Annotated in this window: 16 protein-coding genes and 1 riboswitch; of the genes, 7 read left to right on the top strand and 9 right to left on the bottom strand. The window is 67.6% G+C overall.

Annotation, left to right across the window (positions count from 1 at the left end; translation table 11 throughout):
* Nucleotides 1–64 precede the first annotated feature (64 nt).
* A complete protein-coding gene (locus ACZK4H_RS01120; protein WP_239503726.1) occupies nt 65–274 on the top strand; it encodes an addiction module antidote protein in 210 nt (69 codons plus the stop codon).
* A 56-nt stretch (nt 275–330) separates the two neighbouring features.
* On the opposite strand, the gene ACZK4H_RS01115 is transcribed toward ACZK4H_RS01120, so the two are convergent.
* On the bottom strand, nt 331–1785 hold the full coding sequence (locus ACZK4H_RS01115; protein ID WP_099551525.1) for a SulP family inorganic anion transporter: 1455 nt from the start codon (nt 1783–1785) through the stop codon (nt 331–333).
* Nucleotides 1786–1993: 208 nt separating this feature from the next.
* Between ACZK4H_RS01115 and ACZK4H_RS01110 the strand changes: the two genes are divergently transcribed.
* Entirely contained in the window at nt 1994–2974 is a 981-nt protein-coding gene (locus ACZK4H_RS01110) for a cation diffusion facilitator family transporter (protein WP_099551526.1), read from the top strand.
* Between the two features lie 111 nt (nt 2975–3085).
* Complete coding sequence (locus ACZK4H_RS01105; RefSeq protein ID WP_004153735.1) at nt 3086–3511, top strand: organic hydroperoxide resistance protein; 426 nt, start codon at nt 3086–3088, stop codon at nt 3509–3511.
* A gap of 251 nt (nt 3512–3762) precedes the next feature.
* On the opposite strand, the gene mmsB is transcribed toward ACZK4H_RS01105, so the two are convergent.
* Genes mmsB through ACZK4H_RS01080 form a run of 5 tightly spaced genes read right to left on the bottom strand, consistent with a single transcriptional unit; the run spans nt 3763 to nt 9302 of the window.
* Nucleotides 3763–4653: a 3-hydroxyisobutyrate dehydrogenase gene (gene mmsB, locus ACZK4H_RS01100; RefSeq protein ID WP_099551527.1), complete on the bottom strand. Its 891-nt coding sequence runs from the start codon at nt 4651–4653 to the stop codon at nt 3763–3765.
* Nucleotides 4650–5825 (bottom strand): enoyl-CoA hydratase/isomerase family protein, encoded by a 1176-nt coding sequence (locus ACZK4H_RS01095; protein WP_099551528.1) that lies wholly within the window; start codon nt 5823–5825, stop codon nt 4650–4652. Before ACZK4H_RS01095 ends, mmsB begins: the two co-directional genes overlap by 4 nt.
* Nucleotides 5822–6619 carry an enoyl-CoA hydratase gene (locus ACZK4H_RS01090; RefSeq protein ID WP_099551529.1) on the bottom strand — a complete coding sequence of 266 codons (798 nt, stop codon included), beginning with the start codon at nt 6617–6619 and terminating at the stop codon, nt 5822–5824. Before ACZK4H_RS01090 ends, ACZK4H_RS01095 begins: the two co-directional genes overlap by 4 nt.
* On the bottom strand, nt 6616–7782 hold the full coding sequence (locus ACZK4H_RS01085) for an acyl-CoA dehydrogenase family protein (RefSeq protein WP_099551530.1): 1167 nt from the start codon (nt 7780–7782) through the stop codon (nt 6616–6618). The genes ACZK4H_RS01090 and ACZK4H_RS01085 overlap by 4 nt, the downstream gene beginning before the upstream one ends.
* 14 nt (nt 7783–7796) lie before the next feature.
* A complete protein-coding gene (locus ACZK4H_RS01080; RefSeq protein ID WP_099551531.1) occupies nt 7797–9302 on the bottom strand; it encodes a CoA-acylating methylmalonate-semialdehyde dehydrogenase in 1506 nt (501 codons plus the stop codon).
* Nucleotides 9303–9416: 114 nt separating this feature from the next.
* Between ACZK4H_RS01080 and ACZK4H_RS01075 the strand changes: the two genes are divergently transcribed.
* Together ACZK4H_RS01075 and ACZK4H_RS01070 are read left to right on the top strand one after the other, a co-directional pair.
* Nucleotides 9417–10784: a helix-turn-helix domain-containing protein gene (locus ACZK4H_RS01075; RefSeq protein WP_099551532.1), complete on the top strand. Its 1368-nt coding sequence runs from the start codon at nt 9417–9419 to the stop codon at nt 10782–10784.
* 412 nt (nt 10785–11196) lie between these two features.
* Complete coding sequence (locus tag ACZK4H_RS01070; protein WP_099551533.1) at nt 11197–12150, top strand: DUF1028 domain-containing protein; 954 nt, start codon at nt 11197–11199, stop codon at nt 12148–12150.
* A gap of 96 nt (nt 12151–12246) precedes the next feature.
* On the opposite strand, the gene ACZK4H_RS01065 is transcribed toward ACZK4H_RS01070, so the two are convergent.
* Both ACZK4H_RS01065 and ACZK4H_RS01060 read right to left on the bottom strand, forming a co-directional pair.
* Complete coding sequence (locus tag ACZK4H_RS01065) at nt 12247–14094, bottom strand: patatin-like phospholipase family protein (protein ID WP_197577890.1); 1848 nt, start codon at nt 14092–14094, stop codon at nt 12247–12249.
* Between the two features lie 217 nt (nt 14095–14311).
* The gene (locus ACZK4H_RS01060) at nt 14312–15109 is read right to left on the bottom strand and encodes an aspartyl protease family protein (RefSeq protein ID WP_158230200.1); all 798 of its coding nucleotides are present in this window, start codon (nt 15107–15109) and stop codon (nt 14312–14314) included.
* A 261-nt stretch (nt 15110–15370) separates the two neighbouring features.
* Nucleotides 15371–15585, top strand: a riboswitch (cobalamin riboswitch).
* A gap of 162 nt (nt 15586–15747) precedes the next feature.
* Here ACZK4H_RS01060 and ACZK4H_RS01055 point away from each other — a divergent pair.
* Complete coding sequence (locus ACZK4H_RS01055; protein ID WP_428843486.1) at nt 15748–16434, top strand: epoxyqueuosine reductase QueH; 687 nt, start codon at nt 15748–15750, stop codon at nt 16432–16434.
* Between the two features lie 56 nt (nt 16435–16490).
* The gene (pncA, locus tag ACZK4H_RS01050; RefSeq protein ID WP_099551536.1) at nt 16491–17117 is read left to right on the top strand and encodes a bifunctional nicotinamidase/pyrazinamidase; all 627 of its coding nucleotides are present in this window, start codon (nt 16491–16493) and stop codon (nt 17115–17117) included.
* 70 nt (nt 17118–17187) lie between these two features.
* On the opposite strand, the gene purU is transcribed toward pncA, so the two are convergent.
* Nucleotides 17188–18039, bottom strand: a complete 852-nt coding sequence (gene purU / locus ACZK4H_RS01045; protein WP_099551537.1) for a formyltetrahydrofolate deformylase — start codon at nt 18037–18039, stop codon at nt 17188–17190.
* Between the last annotated feature and the right edge of the window lie 104 nt (nt 18040–18143).

Genomic DNA, 18143 nt, shown 5'->3' with positions numbered 1-18143 from the left:
CAGGCCCACGGGCCTGCTGTCGGCAGATGATGACATCGCAATCGCCACCTATCTGAGCGAGGCGTTGGCAGCTGGTGATGCGGGCCACTTCCAGGAGGCGCTCGGAACAGTGGCGCGCGCCCGCGGCATGGGCGGCGTTGCCGAGGTCTCCGGTCTTGGACGCGAGAGCCTGTACAAGGCGCTGCGCCCCGGAGCACACCCACGCTTCGATACCGTGCAACGTGTGCTGTCGGCGCTTGGGGTGCACCTGATCGTGCAGGCCGGCAAGGCCTGACCGCGACCGCTTCATTCGCCGGGCGTGGCCCGGCGCTACCGGGCCACATGGCCGGATCAGTGAGCGCTGCGCGCGCCACCCACCTGCTCGATCAACGTCTTGCTGGCCGCATTGAGTCCGACCACCGTCACCTCGGCACCGTGCGCGGCCAGCTTTTCCTGCGCCCGCTCCAGCGCGGCCACGGCGGTCAGGTCCCACAGGTGGGCATCGCGCAGATCAATCTGCACCTTCGGCGCCACGTGCTGGTAGTCGAACGCCGCTCCCAGCTGCCCCGCCGAGGCAAAGAACACCTGTCCACGCACGCGGTAGACCTGCGTGTCACCGGCATCGTCGCGCCGCACGTCCAGCATGCGGCCAACCTTGCGCGCGAAGAACAGGGCCGACAGCAGCACACCGCTGAGCACGCCCTTGGCCAGATCGTGGGTGGCCACGGTGACCACCACGGTCAGCAGCATCACCGCAGACGAGCTGCGCGGATGCGTGCGCAGGTCGCGCAGCGAGCGCCAGCTGAAGGTGCCGATGCTGACCATGATCATCACCGCCACCAGCGCGGCCATCGGGATCTGCCGCACCAGGTCGCTGCCATACACCACCAGTACCAGCAGGACCACGCCGGCCACCAGGCAGGACAGGCGGCCGCGGCCACCGGAGGTCACGTTGATCACCGATTGGCCGATCATCGCGCAGCCGGCCATGCCGCCGAGGAAGCCGGTGACCGTGTTCGCCACGCCCTGGCCGACGCATTCGCGGTTGCGCTCGCTGGGCGTCTCGGTGATGTCCTCGACGATCTGCAGGGTCATCATCGATTCGAGCAGGCCGACCACCGCCAGCGTGGCCGACACCGGCAGCAGGATGCGCAGCGTCTCCCAGGTGAGCGGCACGTCGGGCAGCAGGAAATGCGGCAGGCTGTCGGGCAGCTGGCCCATGTCGCCGACGCTGCGCACCTCCACGCCGAAGCCGATCACCACGGCAGTGAGTACGACGATGGCCACCAGCGGCGACGGCACCGCGCGGGTGATGCGTGGCAGCAGGTAGATGATCGCCAGCGCGGCGGCGCACAGCACGTACACCGTCGGGCCGCGGCCGATCAGCTCGGGCATCTGTGCCAGGAAGATCAGGATCGCCAGCGCGTTGACGAAGCCGGTGATGACCGAGCGCGAGACGAAGCGCATCAACGAGCCCAGCTTGAACACGCCCGCGAGCACCTGCAGCAGGCCCGCCAGGATGCTGGCAGCGAACAGGTACTGCAGGCCATGGTCCTTGACCAGGTCGACCATCACCAGCGCCATTGCACCGGTGGCGGCGGAGATCATGCCGGGGCGGCCGCCAGCGATGGCGGTGATGACGGCAATGGAGAACGCGGCATACAGGCCGACCTTGGGGTCGACGCCGGCGATGAGCGAGAACGCGATGGCCTCGGGAATCAGGGCCAGGGCGACGACGATGCCGGAGAGCAGGTCGCCACGGATGTTACCGAGCCATTGCTGGCGCAGGGGGTAGGACGTTTGCATGGGAAAACTCCGCGCGCAGGCGGGCGTGGCCGCATGGCGCTGCAGTGGAAAGACACGGGTTCCTGAGCCGGGCGGGCCGGCTGCCGATGTACGGCAAGGGTCAGGGTGGCGTGATCACTGCAGGCGGGCGTCGGTACGTGGGAGGGAGGCAGTCTACGGCACGGGGCTGCCCAGGGACAGCGTCGGCAGGCCGCAACGGCAGCGAAGCATGGCTCCGCTCTACAATCGGGGCATGGCTACCGATCGCCCGCAGTTCTTCGACCCCGCCACCGAACAGGGCGTGCTGCGCCTGTCGATTGCCGCCTCGCTGCTGCTGGCCGCTGCGGCCGTGGTGTTCGGCCTGCTGGCCAATTCCTCGTTGATCATCTTCGACGGCATCTACGGCCTGATCGACGTGGTGATGACCTGGCTGTCGCTGCTGGTGGCGCGGTTGATCGCGCTGTCCACTCAGACCGATGCGCTGCAATCGCGGCTCAACCAGCGCTTCACCATGGGCTTCTGGCATCTGGAGCCGATCGTGCTGGGGGTGAGCGGCACGCTGATGATCGGCGCGGCGCTGTATGCCCTGGTCAATGCGGTGGATGCGTTGATGTCCGGTGGCCGCCATATCGCGCTGGGCCCGGCCATTGCCTTCGCCGGGCTGTCGATCGTGGGCGAAGGTGCGCTGGCCTGGTTCATCCTGCGCGCCAACCGCCGCATCGGCTCGGAATTCATCGCGTTGGACGCGAAGAACTGGGTGATCGCGGCCAGCATGTCGGCCTGCTACCTGCTGGCCTTCCTCGGCGGCGTGCTGGTGCAGGGCACCTCGCTGGCGTGGATCGGGCCGTACATCGACCCGGCCATCCTCGCCTTCGTCTGCGTGCTGGTGATGATCGCCCCGCTCGGTACCGTGCGCCGGGCGCTGGCCGGCATCCTGCTGGTCACCCCGCCGGAACTGCAGGCGCACGTGGATGCGGTGGCACGCGCGATCGTGGCCAAGCACGGCTTCGTCGAGCACCGCAGCTACGTGGCGCAGGTGGGGCGTGGCGAGCAGATCGAGCTGTTCTTCGTGGTGCCGGAAAACGACCCGCCGCGGCCCTTGGTGGAATGGGATCAGCTGCGCGACGAGATCGGAGATGCGCTGGGCGAGGCCTCACCGGACCGCTGGCTGACCATCATGTTCACCACCGACCGCGAATGGACGATCTAGGTCACCAGGACGATCGATCAAGTTTTTCGTACGCATTGCAACCCAACGTACGCGGAAACCGGGCAAAGTAGGCTCCAACGCACCACCCACCCACCGACCAGGAGCATCCCGATGTCCATCGAAAAGGTTCTGTACACCGCCCAGGCCACCTCCACCGGCGGCCGTGAAGGCCGTTCCGTCTCCTCCGACAACGTGCTGGACATCCAGCTGTCGACCCCGCGCGAGCTGGGCGGCGCCGGCGGCCCGGGCACCAACCCGGAACAGCTGTTCGCGGCTGGCTACTCGGCCTGCTTCCTGGGCGCGCTGAAGTTCGTGGCCGGCCAGGCCAAGGTCGCGCTGCCGGCCGACACCACCGTGACCGGCAAGGTCGGCATCGGCCAGATCCCGACCGGCTTCGGCATCGAAGCCGAGCTGACCATCAACGTGCCGGGCGTGCCGCGCGAGCAGGTGGAAGAGCTGGTGCAGAAGGCGCACATCGTGTGCCCGTACTCGAATGCCACCCGCGGCAACATCGACGTGACGCTGATCGTTGCCTGATGGGGTGATGCCGGCCAGCGGCCGGCACTACCCGCGCGGGGCAAAAAAATGGGCGGATGCCGGTCGAAACCGGGCATCCGCCCATCCCACCTCGGGTGGGCCCCGGCACGTGGCCGGGGACGCATTCGCTGCGGCGCGCATCCATCCTTCTGGAGAAGAGCCCCCTTCGTTCTGGAGAAGAGCCCCCTTGTTGTTCAAGGGGGCGCGCCAACGGCGCGGGGATAAGGTGGAATGCGCGGACCAGCGACCAGTTACTGGTCGCTGGTGATCAGCTGCACGACGCTGGAGAAATCCAGCTTGCCGCGGCCGGCCTGGTGGTTCATCGAGTACAGGTTGCGGGCCACTTCGCCCAGCGGGATCGAGGCGCCGACACTCATCGCCGCTTCCACTGCCAGGCCCATGTCCTTCAGCATCAGATCGCTGCCGAAGCCGCCGCTGTAGCCGCGCGAGGCCGGCGCGTTCTCCAGCACGCCCGGCCACGGGTTGCACACTTCAGTGGCCCAGCTGCGGCCGGTGCTGACCGCCATCATCTGCGACAGCACCTTCGGGTCCAGCCCATGCGCCACGCCCAGGGCGATGGCTTCACCGGTGACGGCCATGATCACGCCCAGCGCCATGTTGTTGCACAGCTTGGCCACCTGGCCTGCGCCGCTGGCACCGACGTGGAAGATGTTCTTGCCCATCGCCTGCAGCACCGGGCGCGCACGTTCCAGCGCATCCTCTTCGCCACCGACGATGAAGGTCAGGGTGCCGGCCTGGGCACCGGCGGTACCGCCGGATACTGGCGCGTCGATCATCTGCAGGCCACGCGCGGCGGCCGCTTCCGAGACCTTGCGCGCGCTGGCCGGGGCAATGGTGCTGCAATCGATGACCAGTGCACCCGCCGGAATCGCGGCAAGAATGCCGTCGTCGCCCAGGTACACGCCTTCGACATGGCGGCTGGCCGGCAGCATCGAGATCACCACCTCGGCATCGGCCAGGGTTTCGCGCGCCGACGCGGCCGCGCTGGCACCGGCATCGACGGCGGCCTGCACAGCGGCCGGGACCAGATCGAACACGCGCACGGTGTGGCCGTTCTTGACCAGATTGGCGGCCATCGGGCCACCCATGTTGCCCAACCCGATGAATGCAATGCGGCTCATGCAAGGCTCCTTTCAACAAGGGGAGTGCCCAGGTCGGCCAGCGGATGCGCGGCATCGGCCCAGGGCGAAGCGAAGAAGGTGTCGGCCCACGCGCCGGTGGCCTCGGCCAGGGTGGCCGGGTTCCACTGGGGATTGCGGTCCTTGTCGATCAGCAGCGCGCGGATGCCTTCGGCGAAATCGCCATGGGCGGCGCAATGCAGGGCGACGATGTACTCCAGGCGATAGACTGCGGCCAGATCCTGGCCGGCACTGCGGCGCTGCAGTTCGTACGACAGCCGTGCCGAACCGGGTGCACCGGCGGCGAGGGTCTTCTGTGCGGCCTGCAGCCAGGCATCGTCGGTCTGCAGGCCGGCAATGCGCGCCACGATGGCCTGCAGGTCATCGCCTTCGCACAGCGCATCGACCTGCGCGGCATGGGCCAGCAGCGGGCCAGTGGCGGCATCGCTGGCGTGCGACTGCAACAGATGGCTGAGGCGTTCGTGGTTGTGCGCGGCATCGCTGGACCACGCCACCTGCAGCAGCGCATCAAACACCGCGCTGCGGCGTTCTTCGGCCACGTGCACGTCGGCCAGGCCGGCATAGATGGCATCGCCCGGATTGAGCAGCGCACCGGTCAGGGCCAGGAACAGGCCGCCCTTGCCCGGCACGCGCGGCAGCAGCCAGCTGCCACCGACATCGGGGAACAGGCCGACAGTAATTTCCGGGAAGGCCAGCTTGGAACGCTCGCTGACCACGCGGTGGCTGGCACCGGACATCAGGCCGATGCCGCCGCCCATTACGATGCCGTGGCCCCAGCACAGGATCGGCTTGGCGTAGGTGTGGATGAGGTAGTCGACGCGGTACTCGACGTCGAAGAACTCGGCTGCGTAGTCGTTCTCGCGGATGTCGCGGCGGCCATCTTCGCGGAAGGCAACCATGCTCTTGTACAGGCTGTGCAGGTCACCTCCGGCACAGAATGCTTTTTCACCGGCGCCCTGCAGCACCACCATGGCGATGCCGTCGTCGTCGGCCCAGGCATTCAACTGCTTCAGCAGCAGGTGTGCCATCGGCAGCGAGAAACCGTTGAGCGTACGCGGCGCGTTGAGCGATGCGATGCCGATGCGCGCGCCGTTGCCGGCCACGCGCTCTTCGAACAGCACCGGTGCGTCGTCGGCAGCGGTGTCGGTGCTCATGCGTTCTTCCACTGCGCGGCGCGCTTTTCCAGGAAGGCAGTCACGCCCTCGACCTGGTCGGCGGTGTCGAACAGGTCGACGAAGGCTTCACGCTCGGCCACCAGCGCCGAGGCGTGGGTGCCGGTGCGGGTGGACTGCACCAGGGTCTTGCAGGCGGCGATGCTGGTCGGGCTCTGCTTGCCGGCCTTCTTCGCCCATTCCAGGGCCAGTGCCTTGGCTTCGCCCTTGCCGACCTTTTCTTCGGCCAGGCCAATGCGCAGCGCGGTCTCGGCGTTGATGCGCTCACCCAGCAGGATCATGCGCTTGGCCCAGCCCTCACCGACCAGGCGCGGCAGGTTCTGGGTGCCACCGGCGCACGGCAAAAGGCCGACGGTGGCCTCCGGCAGCGCGACCTGGGCGTGGTCTTCAATGATGCGCAGGTCACAGGCCAATGCGCATTCCAGGCCACCGCCCATCGCATAGCCGTTGATCGCAGCGATCGACACGCCACGGAAACCGGACAGTGCTTCGAACGCTTCGCCGAAACGGCGTGCCGCTTCGCGTGCGGCGGCCTTGTCGCCCGAGGCGAACTGGTTGAGGTCGGCACCGGCGGAGAAGAACTTCTCGCCGTCACCGGTGATCACCAGCGCGTAGATCTCGCGGTCCGCATTGAGCGCGCCGACCAGGTCGCGCAGCGCCGACAGGCTGTGCACGGTCCAGGTGTGCGCGGGCGGGTTGTGCAGGGTGACCACGGCGGTGTGGCCATCGACCTCGACCTTCAGGCCCACGTGCTCCTGGGTACGCCAATCCTTCATCGCAGTTCCTCTTCGGTGTTGAGCAGGTGACGGGCAACGATCACCCGCATGATCTCGTTGGTGCCTTCCAGGATCTGGTGCACGCGGCAGTCACGCAGCAGGCGCTCGATCGGGTATTCGCGGATGTAGCCGTAGCCACCGTGGATCTGCAGCGCTTCATTGCAGACAGTGAAACCGGCATCGGTAGCGAAGCGCTTGGCCATCGCGCACCACACGTTGGCATCGCTGGCACCGGCATCGAGCTTGCGTGCGGCGGTGTGCACCATCTGCCGTGCAGCCACCAGCTGGGTGACCATGTCGGCCAGCTTGAACTGCAACGCCTGGAATTCGGCCAGCGCCTTGCCGAACTGGCGGCGCTCGCCCATGTAGCGGCGTGCGGCATCCAGCGCGCCCTGCGCGGCACCCAGCGAGCAGGCAGCGATGTTGATGCGGCCGCCGTCCAGCCCCTTCATCGCCAGCTTGAAGCCGCCGCCTTCCTCTCCCAGAAGGTGGCTGACCGGCACGCGGACGTTTTCGAAGGTGATGCCGCGGGTGGGCTGGCTGTTCCAGCCCATCTTCTCTTCCTTGCGGCCAAAGCTGATGCCCGGCAGGTCCGACGGCACCGCGATCGCGCTGACACCACCGGCACCGGCACCGCCGGTACGTGCCATCACCACCAGCAGCTCGGTGGCACCGGCACCGGAGATGAAGGCCTTGGAGCCGTTCAGCACATAGAAATCGCCATCGCGCACGGCGGTGGTCTTCAGCGAGGCCGCATCGGAACCGGCACCCGGTTCGGTCAGGCAGTACGAGGCCAGCTTGTTGCCCGAGGACAGGTCAGTGCCCCACGCATCGCGCAGTGCCGGCTGGCCCCACTTGGACACCATCCACGAGGCCATGTTGTGGATGCTGATGTACGCCGCGGTCGACGGATCGACGTTGGCGAGCTCCTCGATGACGACGGCGGCGTCCAGTCGGCTCAGGCCGCTGCCGCCCACTTCCGGGTCCATGTACAGACCGCAGAAGCCCAGTTCACCGGCCTTGGCGATCGCCTCGCGCGGAAAGATGCCCTCCGCATCCCATCGCGCGGCGTGCGGCGCCAGTTCGGCCAGTGCGAAGTCGCGCGCCGCCTCGCGGTACGCCTGCTGTGCTTCGTCCAGTTCCGTCGTCATCGAGTGGCTCATGGCTGCTCCTGCCGTTACTTCAGGCTGATCGTGGTGTTGACGCCGTGGCTCAGCGTCTCGTCATCGAACCAGCGTGCGGTGACCGTCTTGGTCTGGGTGTAGAACAGCACCACCTGCTTGCCGTACGGGCCCAGGTCGCCCAGCTTGGACGCGCGCGAGCCGGTGAACGAGAACAGCGGCACCGGCACCGGGATCGGCACGTTGATGCCGACCTGGCCGACGTCGATGTCTTCCTGGAACCTGCGCGCAGCCGCGCCGGACTGGGTGAACAGTGCGGTGCCGTTGCCGTTCGGGTTGCTGTTGACCATCGCAATGGCCTCTTCCAGCGTTTCCGCTTCGAGGATGACCAGCACCGGTCCGAAGATTTCTTCCTGGTAGATGCGCATGTCGGTGGTGACACCCGCAAAGATGGTCGGGCCGACGAAGTTGCCCTTCTCGAAACCATCCACCTGCGGCTTGCGGCCATCCAGCACCAGCTTGGCGCCCTGCTCCACGCCCGAGGCGATCAGGCCTTCCACGCGCTCGCGGGCGCTGCAGGAAATGACCGGACCGACGTCGGTGCCGGACACGGTACCGCCGCTGACCTTGAGGGTCTTGGCCTTGGCCACCAGGTCCTGCACCCAGTTGCGTGCTTCACCGACCAGCACCAGCGTGGAGGCGGCCATGCAGCGCTGGCCCGCCGCACCGAAGGCGGCGCCGACCATCGCGTTGAGGGTCTGTTCCTTGTTGGCGTCCGGCAGCACCACGGCGTGGTTCTTGGCGCCCATCATGCACTGCACGCGCTTGCCGGCCAGCGAGGCACGGTTGTAGACGTGGGTGCCGACGCGGGTGGAACCGACGAACGACACAGCCTTGATGTCCGGGTGGTCGCAGATCGCGTTGACCACTTCCTCGCCACCATGGACGACGTTCAGCACGCCCTTCGGAATGCCGGCTTCCAGCGCCAGTTCGACCAGGCGCATGGTCACCATCGGGTCCTGCTCGGACGGCTTGAGGATGAAGGTGTTGCCGGTGGCAATGGCCATCGGGAACATCCACAGCGGGATCATCGCCGGGAAGTTGAACGGGGTGATGCCGGCGCACACGCCCAGCGGCTGCATGATCGTGTAGGTATCCACGCCATTGGCCACGTTGTTGGCCAGCTCGCCCAGCTGCAGGTTGCCGATGGCGGCAGCGTGCTCGACCACTTCCAGGCCGCGGAACACATCGCCTTCGGCATCCGGCAGGGTCTTGCCCTGTTCGGCGGTAAGGATATGGGCCAGCTCGCTCATGTTCTCGCGGATCAGCTGCTGGTACTTCAGGAAGATGCGCGCGCGGGTGCCGATCGGGGTCTTGCGCCAGGTCTTGAAAGCTTCCTTGGCGGCGGCGACGGCGGCGTCCACTTCGCCGGTGGTGGCGAACGGCACCTTGGCCAGCACGTCCTGGGTGGCCGGATTGATCACGTCCTGCCAGTGGGAGGTGGCCGATTCGATGAACTGGCCATCGATCAGCATGCGGATACGGGGCGCTGCAACAGTCATGACGACAATCCCACGGGCTCGAAAGATGCTTGGCATTATTCACAGCACCCACCTCGATTTCCGGGCTGAATCCGCTTAATCTGGCCAACACGCCAGACGATTCATGTTAATTCTGTGAATTATTCAGCCACCCAGCGGCAACTTGGCCTCCGCCTGCTGCGCCTGCGCGAGCAGCGCGGCTACAGCCAGGCCGACCTGGCACGGGCGCTGGGGCTGTCGGCCAGCTACCTGAACCAGATCGAGCGCAACAAGCGCCCACTGACGCCGGCGGTGCAGAAAAAGCTGGGTGAGGTATTGGGCGATGTTTCCTCACTGTTCGACGAAGATGAGCCCGCCGCGCTGCAGGAGGCACTGGGCGAGACCCTCCGCGACCTGGGCCTGGCCGAGGTGAGCGCCATCGAGCTGCGCGCCCTGGCCGGCAACCTGCCGCAGGTCAGCCGCGCCCTGCTGGACCTGCACCGCCGCCACCTGGCCCTGCGCGAACATGCCGCCGCCCTGGAATTCCAGCTGGGCGAGCCGGGTGCCGGCAGCACTCTGCCTGCCGGTGACCAGGTGCGCGAGTTCTTCAACCGCATGCACAACCACATCCCCGAGCTGGACGAACTGGCCGAGCGCCTGTTCGCCGAGTGGGGGTTGTCGCCCGGGCATGTGGCACCCCGGTTGCGCCAGCTGCTGGCCGACCGCCATGGCGTGCTGGTGGAAGTGGCCGCGCTGCAGGCCGGGCGCGAAAAGCGCCAGTACGACGCCGGCACGCGCCGGTTGTGGCTGCCGGACTACCTGGAGCCGGGCCAGCAGGCGTTCCAGATGGCGGCCGAGCTGGCCCTGCACGGCTACCTGCCGCAGATCGATGCGGTGGTGGCACGCGCCGGCTTCACCGATGAGGCACGCATCGCGCAGGCGCGGATTGGCTTGTCGAATTACTTCGCCGGTGCGTTGGTGATGCCGTACATGCGCTTCCTGCGGGCGGCCGAAGCCAGCAGCTACGACATCGAACTGCTGGCGCATCAGTTCGGTGTGGGCTTCGAAGCGGTCTGCCATCGGCTGAGCACGCTGGCACGGCGCAGCGCGCCCGGGCTGCCGTTCTTCTTCATCCGCGTGGACCGCGCCGGCAATGTGTCAAAGCGTCATTCGGCCACCGATTTCCATTTCTCGCAGGTGGGTGGTTCGTGCCCGCTGTGGATCGTCTACGAGGCGTTCAACCAGCCCGGCCGCATCCTGACCCAGACCGCGCGCATGCCCGACGGGCGACGCCATTTCTGGCTCGCGCGGCAGGTCAGCAGCGGGCCGGTCGGGCATGGGCAGCCGCGCAAGACCTTCGCCGTGGCGCTGGGCTGCGATCTGCAGCATGCCGAACGGCTGGTGTATTCACTGGGGTTGGACGTGCAGAGCCCGGGCAATTCGGTGTCGATCGGGCCAGGTTGCCGGGTGTGCCCGCGCGAGGACTGCATGCAGCGCGCGTTCGCGCAGTTGCCGGGGCGATAGGGTTGGTTCGGCAGGGCTGCGCCCTGCACCTGCTTCAATCCAAGGCAACAGCAAAAGCAACAGCGGGCTTTCCGTGGGATGGCGGGGTGGATCCGGTTGCGGGGGACGCCGTAAACCCGTCCTTGGGGGCTTGGCCGCGGCATCCATGCCGCGGACACCCCCGCAACCGGACCCACCCCGCCTTCGACAGTTTCCCGCTGCTGTTGGTGGGTGCTGACCGTTGGTCGGCACGCTGCTCTTGGTGGGTGTCGACCTTGGTCGACACGGTAGATCCACGCCATGCGTGGATGCTCTTCGATGAATGTTCGAAATATTCGATTCCGATGGGGTTCCATCCACGCATGGCGTGGATCTACTAAACCTTTCGTGCGTAGGCTGCATCCCATTGCAATGCCCGCCCTGGAGACACCCCATGTCCTTGCTGCGCTCTTGCCTGGCCCTGCTGCTTGCTGCCACCGCCGCGCCGGCGTGGGCGACCTTTTCGATTGCGGCCTGCAATGAGGCCGGCGACTGCGGGGTGGCGGTGGCTACGCACAATCTGGCAGTCGGGGGCGTGGGGGTGCCGTGGGCACAGGCGAAGGTGGGCGCGGTCGCCAGCCAGTTCGAGACCAACCCGACCTATGGCTCCAAAGGCCTTGAGCTGCTGGCCAAAGGACGCACGCCTGCGCAGGTGCTGAAGCAGCTGCTGGATGAAGACGGCAACTTCGATGGCACCACGCTTGCCGAACGACAGGTCGGACTGGTCAGCGCACGCGGCGGCAATGCGCAGTACACCGGCGCTACCGCGCAACAAGCGGATTGGGCAGGTGCGCAGGGTGAGGGGATGCTGAGCGTGCAGGGCAATGGGCTGGCCGGGCCGGAGGTGCTGGCCACGATGCAACGCGTCTTCGCCACCTCACGTGGGCCGCTGGCCGCGCGCTTGTTGGCGGCGCTGGAAGCGGGTCAGGCAGCGGGTGGTCAACGCAGCGGACAGTGGTCGGCGGCGCTGCTGGTGCGTACGCCCGGGGGCGACTGGCAGGACACCGACCTGCGCGTGGACGCCGACCCACATGCGGTGGCGAGGCTGCGCGAGCTGTACGACATGCGTCTGTCCAACGAGGCGATCATCCGCGCGGAGGAACGTTGGCAGACAGGTGATGTGGCGGGTGCGCGCGCGGCGCTGGCAACGTCGTTGTCACTGGCCCACGGCTGGGACCGCACCTGGGCGCGTGCTGCGCGCCTGGCCATGCGGCAGGGTGATACCGCGCTGGCCCGGGAATACCTCGCCGGCCTGCGCGCGCTCAATCCGGGCTGGGTGAAGCAGGAGCTGGCGTTGCCGTTGTATGCGCCGTTGCAGGGCGATGCGGTGGTGGAGCCGTGGCGATGAGGCAACGCAGGGGTCAGATCCGTTTTCCGTAGGAGAACGGATCTGACCCCGATTCGGGATGCATCCACGCATGGCGTGGATCTACCGAGGACCGGCTCAGTAGATCGGCGTCACCTTCATCTGCGGCAGCGGACGCGGTGCGCCGTCAGTGAGGTCCGGGCCCAGGTCCTCCCAGGTGCGACCCTGCTCGACCATCAACCCCCACAGCTGCTGCGAGGCCAGCCGCTTGTCCTCCGATCCCAGCTTGTACGAGGGCGGTGCCGGTTCACCACGGGCGACCATCGAATAGGCCGCACGGTAGGCCAGCACCTGCTGCGCCGGGTCATCGGTGCGCGCTACCTCCAGCGTGTAGCGCTGGTAGGCCGAGGCCAGGTTGCGCCAGCGGATCCAGTAATGGTTCTCGAACGAGAACGAACAGAAGCGCGCACCGGCCAGGCTGCCCTTGTCGGCGATGCGGGAGAGCACCTCCTGTGGCATGTCCAGGTTCATGCCACCCTCGTCGCCCTGCAGGCTGACATGCACGATGCGGTCGCGGTAGCCCGGCGCGCGCGCCTGCAGCAGGTCGCGCCAGTTCTGCATGGTCGCCACCACCGCGAACAGGAAACGACCCAGTTCGGCAGCGGCCAGCGGCGTGGCGATCGACTGGTAGGTGCGCTGCCAGCCATGCCGGTTCTCGGTCGGCAGGAACACCGCATGTTCCAGCGCCTGGCGGCCGCTGCTGCCATGACTCACGTCTTCGGCGTGCTGCGGGTAGACCAGGTTGATGGCAAAGGTCGGCCAACGCGGCAGGGCCGCGTCGAAGAGGTGGATCGGGAAGTTGCTGCTGATGCCGCCATCGGAGAACCAGCAGATGCGGAAGGCGGTGATCACCGGGCCGCAGGCCTGCCCGGCGCTGGTCAGCCCTTCCATGCTGTCGGCCACGTTGTGCTCGGGGTCGGCCGCCGGTGCAGTCGGCTCGCAGCGACGCTCGCGGCGCGAAGGTTCGTGCAGCGGCACGGCGCTGATCAGCAGCGGGAAGCTCAGGCTCATGCGCGTGGCCACCAGCACCGGCAGCTGCGGGCCCGGCGGCAGGTGGTAGTACTGTCGTCCCTCCACGTCCAGCGGCGGTCCGGCCTGCGTCACCAGCCACTGCACCACGCTGGCCGGGAACAGCTGCTCGAACTCCTCGCGCAGGAACCAGAACTGCGCGCCACCCAGCGGCAGCGTGCGCGGCTCGTTGTGCGACACGCAGGTGGTGATCATCTGCAGGCTGATCGCATGCGGGCTGTCCGGTTCGCCGGCATAGCGCGGTGCGTCGTGCAGGTCCGCGAAGGTCAGCGGGGCATCCAGCGGCTTGCCGGACAATTGCTGCAGGCACGTGTGCAACCACTCGGTCAATGCCGGCTTGCGCGCATCGCGGCCGAGACCGCTGCACAGGCCCAGCAGGTTGCGCCGTGCCACCCGCGCGACCCGCAGCGCGGCACCGGCAACGCCCGCACCGTAGGCGCACAGCAGCGACGGCAGCAACGTGGCGGCCACGCCGCTCCAGCCGCCGCCCCACCAGCCCAGGCCCAGCAGCAACGCCAGCGACACCAGCACCTCAAGCGGCGCGATCTCGAACACCGCGATGGCCAGGCACAGCAGCTTGTGCGGCAGGCTGGCATTGCCGGTCAGCACCACCAGCAGCCGATACGCCGCACGCGCACCGCGCGCCGGCTGGAACAGGCTGTAGATGAAACCGCGCCGCGACAGCTGCGCCGACACCGCCGACAAGCCGCCATAGCCCGCGTCGCCGGGCAGGCGCTCACCGGCCTGCTGGCGGCGATCACCGCAGGCCGCCGCAGCCGCCACCGCTGCGGCGATGGCGCCGGCCGAGGTGCCGCCGATGCTCTTGAAGCGATACTCGCGGGCCAGCGCCAGTACCGCATTGGGGTACACGATGCCGCTGGTGATGCCGCCTTTCATGACCAGATCGCAGTACTTGTCCGCCACTACCCTGCCCTCGCTGACTGTGCCCGTGATGCCATCCGACGCTACGGATGCAGTATGACGCGAAGCCTTCTCACCGCCTGAGAACCCGCCCACGGAAGCGCCACTGGCCGCCTCCAGCGGTACATGGCGGCAGCATGAAACCGAGGCATCCACGCACGGCGTGGATCCACCGCTCAGGCCCGGCCGGCAATCAACGCTGCTGCGGACAGAGCGCCACGCGCTTGCTGCCCGCATCGATCAGCACCGCCGCGTCCTGCAGTGCGTGCGCGCCGATCACCGCCTCCGGGTAGTGATCAGAGACGCGCACGTCGAGATTGCGAAGCGTCAGGCCACCGACCACCAGCGGCACGTCCAGCCGTGCCCGGCCGCTCTGGATCCGGCCGTGGCTGAGGGCCAGTGGATCGCCCGCGACAACCGTGCCGCTGGCTGCACGCTCATGGAGTGCAGCAGGCAGCACCAGCGCCACGTTTGCGCCGGTATCCAACTGTGCTTCGGTCGTAACCGTGCCGATCTGCACCGGAATGCGGAAGGCCCGCGTGTAGGCCAGCGTACCCGGCTGCCCCGGCAGCAATCGATGGTCGCGGCGAAAGCGCAGCCGCTTGCGTGGGAAGTCGAGCACCAGCAGGCCATCGTCGAAGAAATCGCGCGCCAGGATCCCATCGAAGGCGGCGGCCTCGGACTGTCGGGCGTTGTAGTCGCGGGTGATCGCCACCACGTCCTGGCGGCGCACGCCACCAAGGGCGAGCGCATCGAAGCGGACCGTAGCGGCATCGGCGGTGCGCACGCCATCGGAATGAGAGGCGGTGCCCCCCATTGGCAGATTCAGCGCGCGCACCAGGCGGGTATCGGCACGTGCCACACCACTCGCACCGGTATCGACGGCGAAGCGGAACGTACCTGCGTCATTGACCTGCACCTGCAGGTAGATGCGCCCATCGACAACCTCGAACGGAACATCGATGACGGTTTCACCGGGCGCAGTGGCCAATGCACATGCCGGGCCAGGTGAAGGCAGTGCATGGGCCCATCCGGAAAGGCAGAGCAGCCCCATCGCCCATACGGGCAGGCAGCGCCGCCTGGCACGGGTCGGGGCAGTTGGATGCCCGGTGCGGGCGTGTGGGGGCGTTGCGGCAAGACTGTCCATGGGCAGGGTTCCAAGCGGTCCTGCAGCATGGATGCGCCACGGGCCCGCACGGTTGCACCCTGCGGACCTTGACCATCGCCGCCAACGGGTCCACCGTGCACACGCCGAAGGTATCCTTCCCGACGTTTCGATAACGGGATGGATTTAAACGGGAATCCGGTGAAGGCGCCTCGCGCGCCCATTCCGGAGCTGCCCCGCAGCGGTGAATGGAAACGAATCCTGCCAACAGCACTGGGCACATGCCTGGGAAGCGGCAGGTAGTAGGTGGGCTGCGGCCCGTGTCCATCAGCCCGAATACCGGCCACGGCCGGGGGACACGACCGTCCCCTGATTCGACCTGGACTCTCCGCGGGGAGGGTGCCGGGGCCGCCGTTGTCCTGCGCGTGCAGGCAGCGCGGCCGCGCGCGTCCTTTTCACGGTATCCGGCCCGCCCTGTTCCACCCACGCGCTGATGCATGGGCCACCGTCGCTGCCGGCGGTCCATGCGGTACCTGACGATGACCGATCTCCAACGCCCCACCCTGACCCTGCCCGCCGACGGCAAGCGCCTGCTGCTGCATTCGTGCTGCGCGCCCTGTTCGGGCGAAGTGATGGAGGCGATCACCGCCTCCGGGATCGACTACGCGATCTTCTTCTACAACCCCAACATCCACCCGGTGAAGGAGTACGAGCTGCGCAAGCAGGAGAACATCCGCTTCGCCGAGCAGCACGGCATTCCCTTCATCGATTGCGACTACGACACCGACAACTGGTTCAGCCGTGCGCGTGGCATGGAGAACGAGCCCGAGCGCGGTATCCGCTGCACGATGTGCTTCGACATGCGTTTCGAGCGCACCGCGCTGTACGCGCATGAACACGGCTACGACACCATCAGCTCGTCGCTGGGCATCTCGCGCTGGAAGAACATGACGCAGATCAACGACTGCGGCATCCGCGCCGCATCGCGCTATGAAGGCCTGCAGTACTGGGACTACAACTGGCGCAAGGGTGGCGGTGCCAGCCGCATGATCGAGATCAGCAAGCGCGAGCAGTTCTACCAGCAGGAATACTGCGGCTGCGTGTACTCGCTGCGCGATGCCAACCGCCATCGCCGCGAGAACGGCCGGGAGCGGATCAGGATCGGCCTGCTGTACTACGGGCAGGACGCTGAGACGCCGCAGGGCGATTGACCTGCGCCGCCGGGGCGGCCACGCTGGTCGCCCCCTTGTGATGTAGTGGATCTGCCATGACCGCCCTGCCCGCCGATGTCGCCCTGCTGGTGATCGACCTGCAGCCGGACTTCATGCCCGGTGGCGCGCTGGCCTGCGACCAGGGCGATGCGCTGGTGGCACCGATTGCCGGACTGCTGGCACAGCGCCGCTACCGCACGGTGGTGGCCACCCAGGACTGGCACCCGGCCGGCCACGCCTCCTTCGCCAGCCAGCACCCCGGCAAGCGTCCGTTCGAGACCATCCTCCTGCACGCGCAGCCGCAGACGCTGTGGCCCGACCATTGCGTGCAGGGCAGCGATGGCGCCGCGCTGCACCCGGGCGTGGACTGGACCGTGGCCGACCTGATCCTGCGCAAGGGCACGCGCCAACAGGTGGATTCGTACAGCGCCTTCCGCGAGAACCACGGCCCCGATGGCGAGCGCCCGGCCACCGGCCTGGCCGGCTGGCTGCACGAGCGCCGCATCCGCGAAGTGCACGTGTGCGGCCTGGCCCGCGACTACTGCGTGCTGTGGAGCGCGCAGGACGCGGTGAAGTCCGGCTTCCGGGTGAAGTTCCTGTGGGAGCTGACCAAACCGGTGACCGAGGCCAACGACGCAATGGTGCGCGAGGCGCTGGGGAAGGCGGGAATCGCGATCGCCTGACCGACATCGGTAGTGCCGGCCGCTGGCCGGCAACCCCGGGATCCCTGCTGTTGCCGACCCGCGGCCGGCACTACCGGAACACCACCGTGCGGTGCCCGTTGAGCAGGATGCGGTGCTCGACATGCCTGCGCACGGCACGCGCCAGCACCAGCGATTCGGTGTCACTGCCCAGCCGCACCAGCTCACGCGGTGCCATGGCGTGGTCCACACGCGCGACGTCCTGTTCGATGATCGGACCTTCGTCCAGATCCTCGGTGACGTAGTGCGCGGTGGCGCCGATGATCTTGACCCCGCGCGCGTGCGCCTGGTGATAAGGCTGCGCGCCCTTGAAGCTGGGCAGGAAGCTGTGGTGGATGTTGATCGCACGGCCCGCCAGCGCGCGGCACAGCGTGGGCGACAGGATCTGCATGTAGCGCGCCAGCACCACCAGGTCGATGCGCTCGCGCTCGACCAGGTCGATGATCTGCTGCTCCTGCACCGCGCGCGTTTCCGCGTTCACCGGCAGATGATGGAACGGCACCTGGTAGGACGCGGCCAGCGGCGCGAAGTCGGCATGGTTGGACGCCACTGCGGCGATGTCCACCTTCAGCTGGCCGCTGTGGGCACGGAACAGCAGATCGTTGAGGCAGTGCCCCTGCTTGCTGACCAGCACCAGCAGCCGCGCGCGGCGTCGGCCATCGTGCAGCTGCCAGTCCATGCCGAAGCCTTCGGCGAGCGTGGCCATGGCCGTGTGCACGGTCTCCAGCGGCAGGCTGGCGTCGCGGTCGAAGTGCACGCGCAGGAAGAAGCGGCCGCTTTCCTCATCGCCGAACTGCTGCGCGTCGAGGATGTTGCAGCCGTGGTCGAACAGCAGGCCGGACACGCGGTAGACGATGCCGGTGCGGTCGGGGCAGGACAGGGTAAGAATGGAATCGGGGCGCATCTTCCGAGTGTAGGGCAGCAACCTGCCTGCCGGATCGATGGTCTCCGATGCAACCGAACTGCTTGGTTCAGTCCCAAGCGATACTTGGGCGTCCCCATGGCAAG

It is taken from the genome of Stenotrophomonas sp. 78350_Sma, from assembly GCF_056482105.1.
Note: the sequence above shows the minus strand (reverse complement) of the source record. Positions and strands in the feature narration are given on the sequence as shown.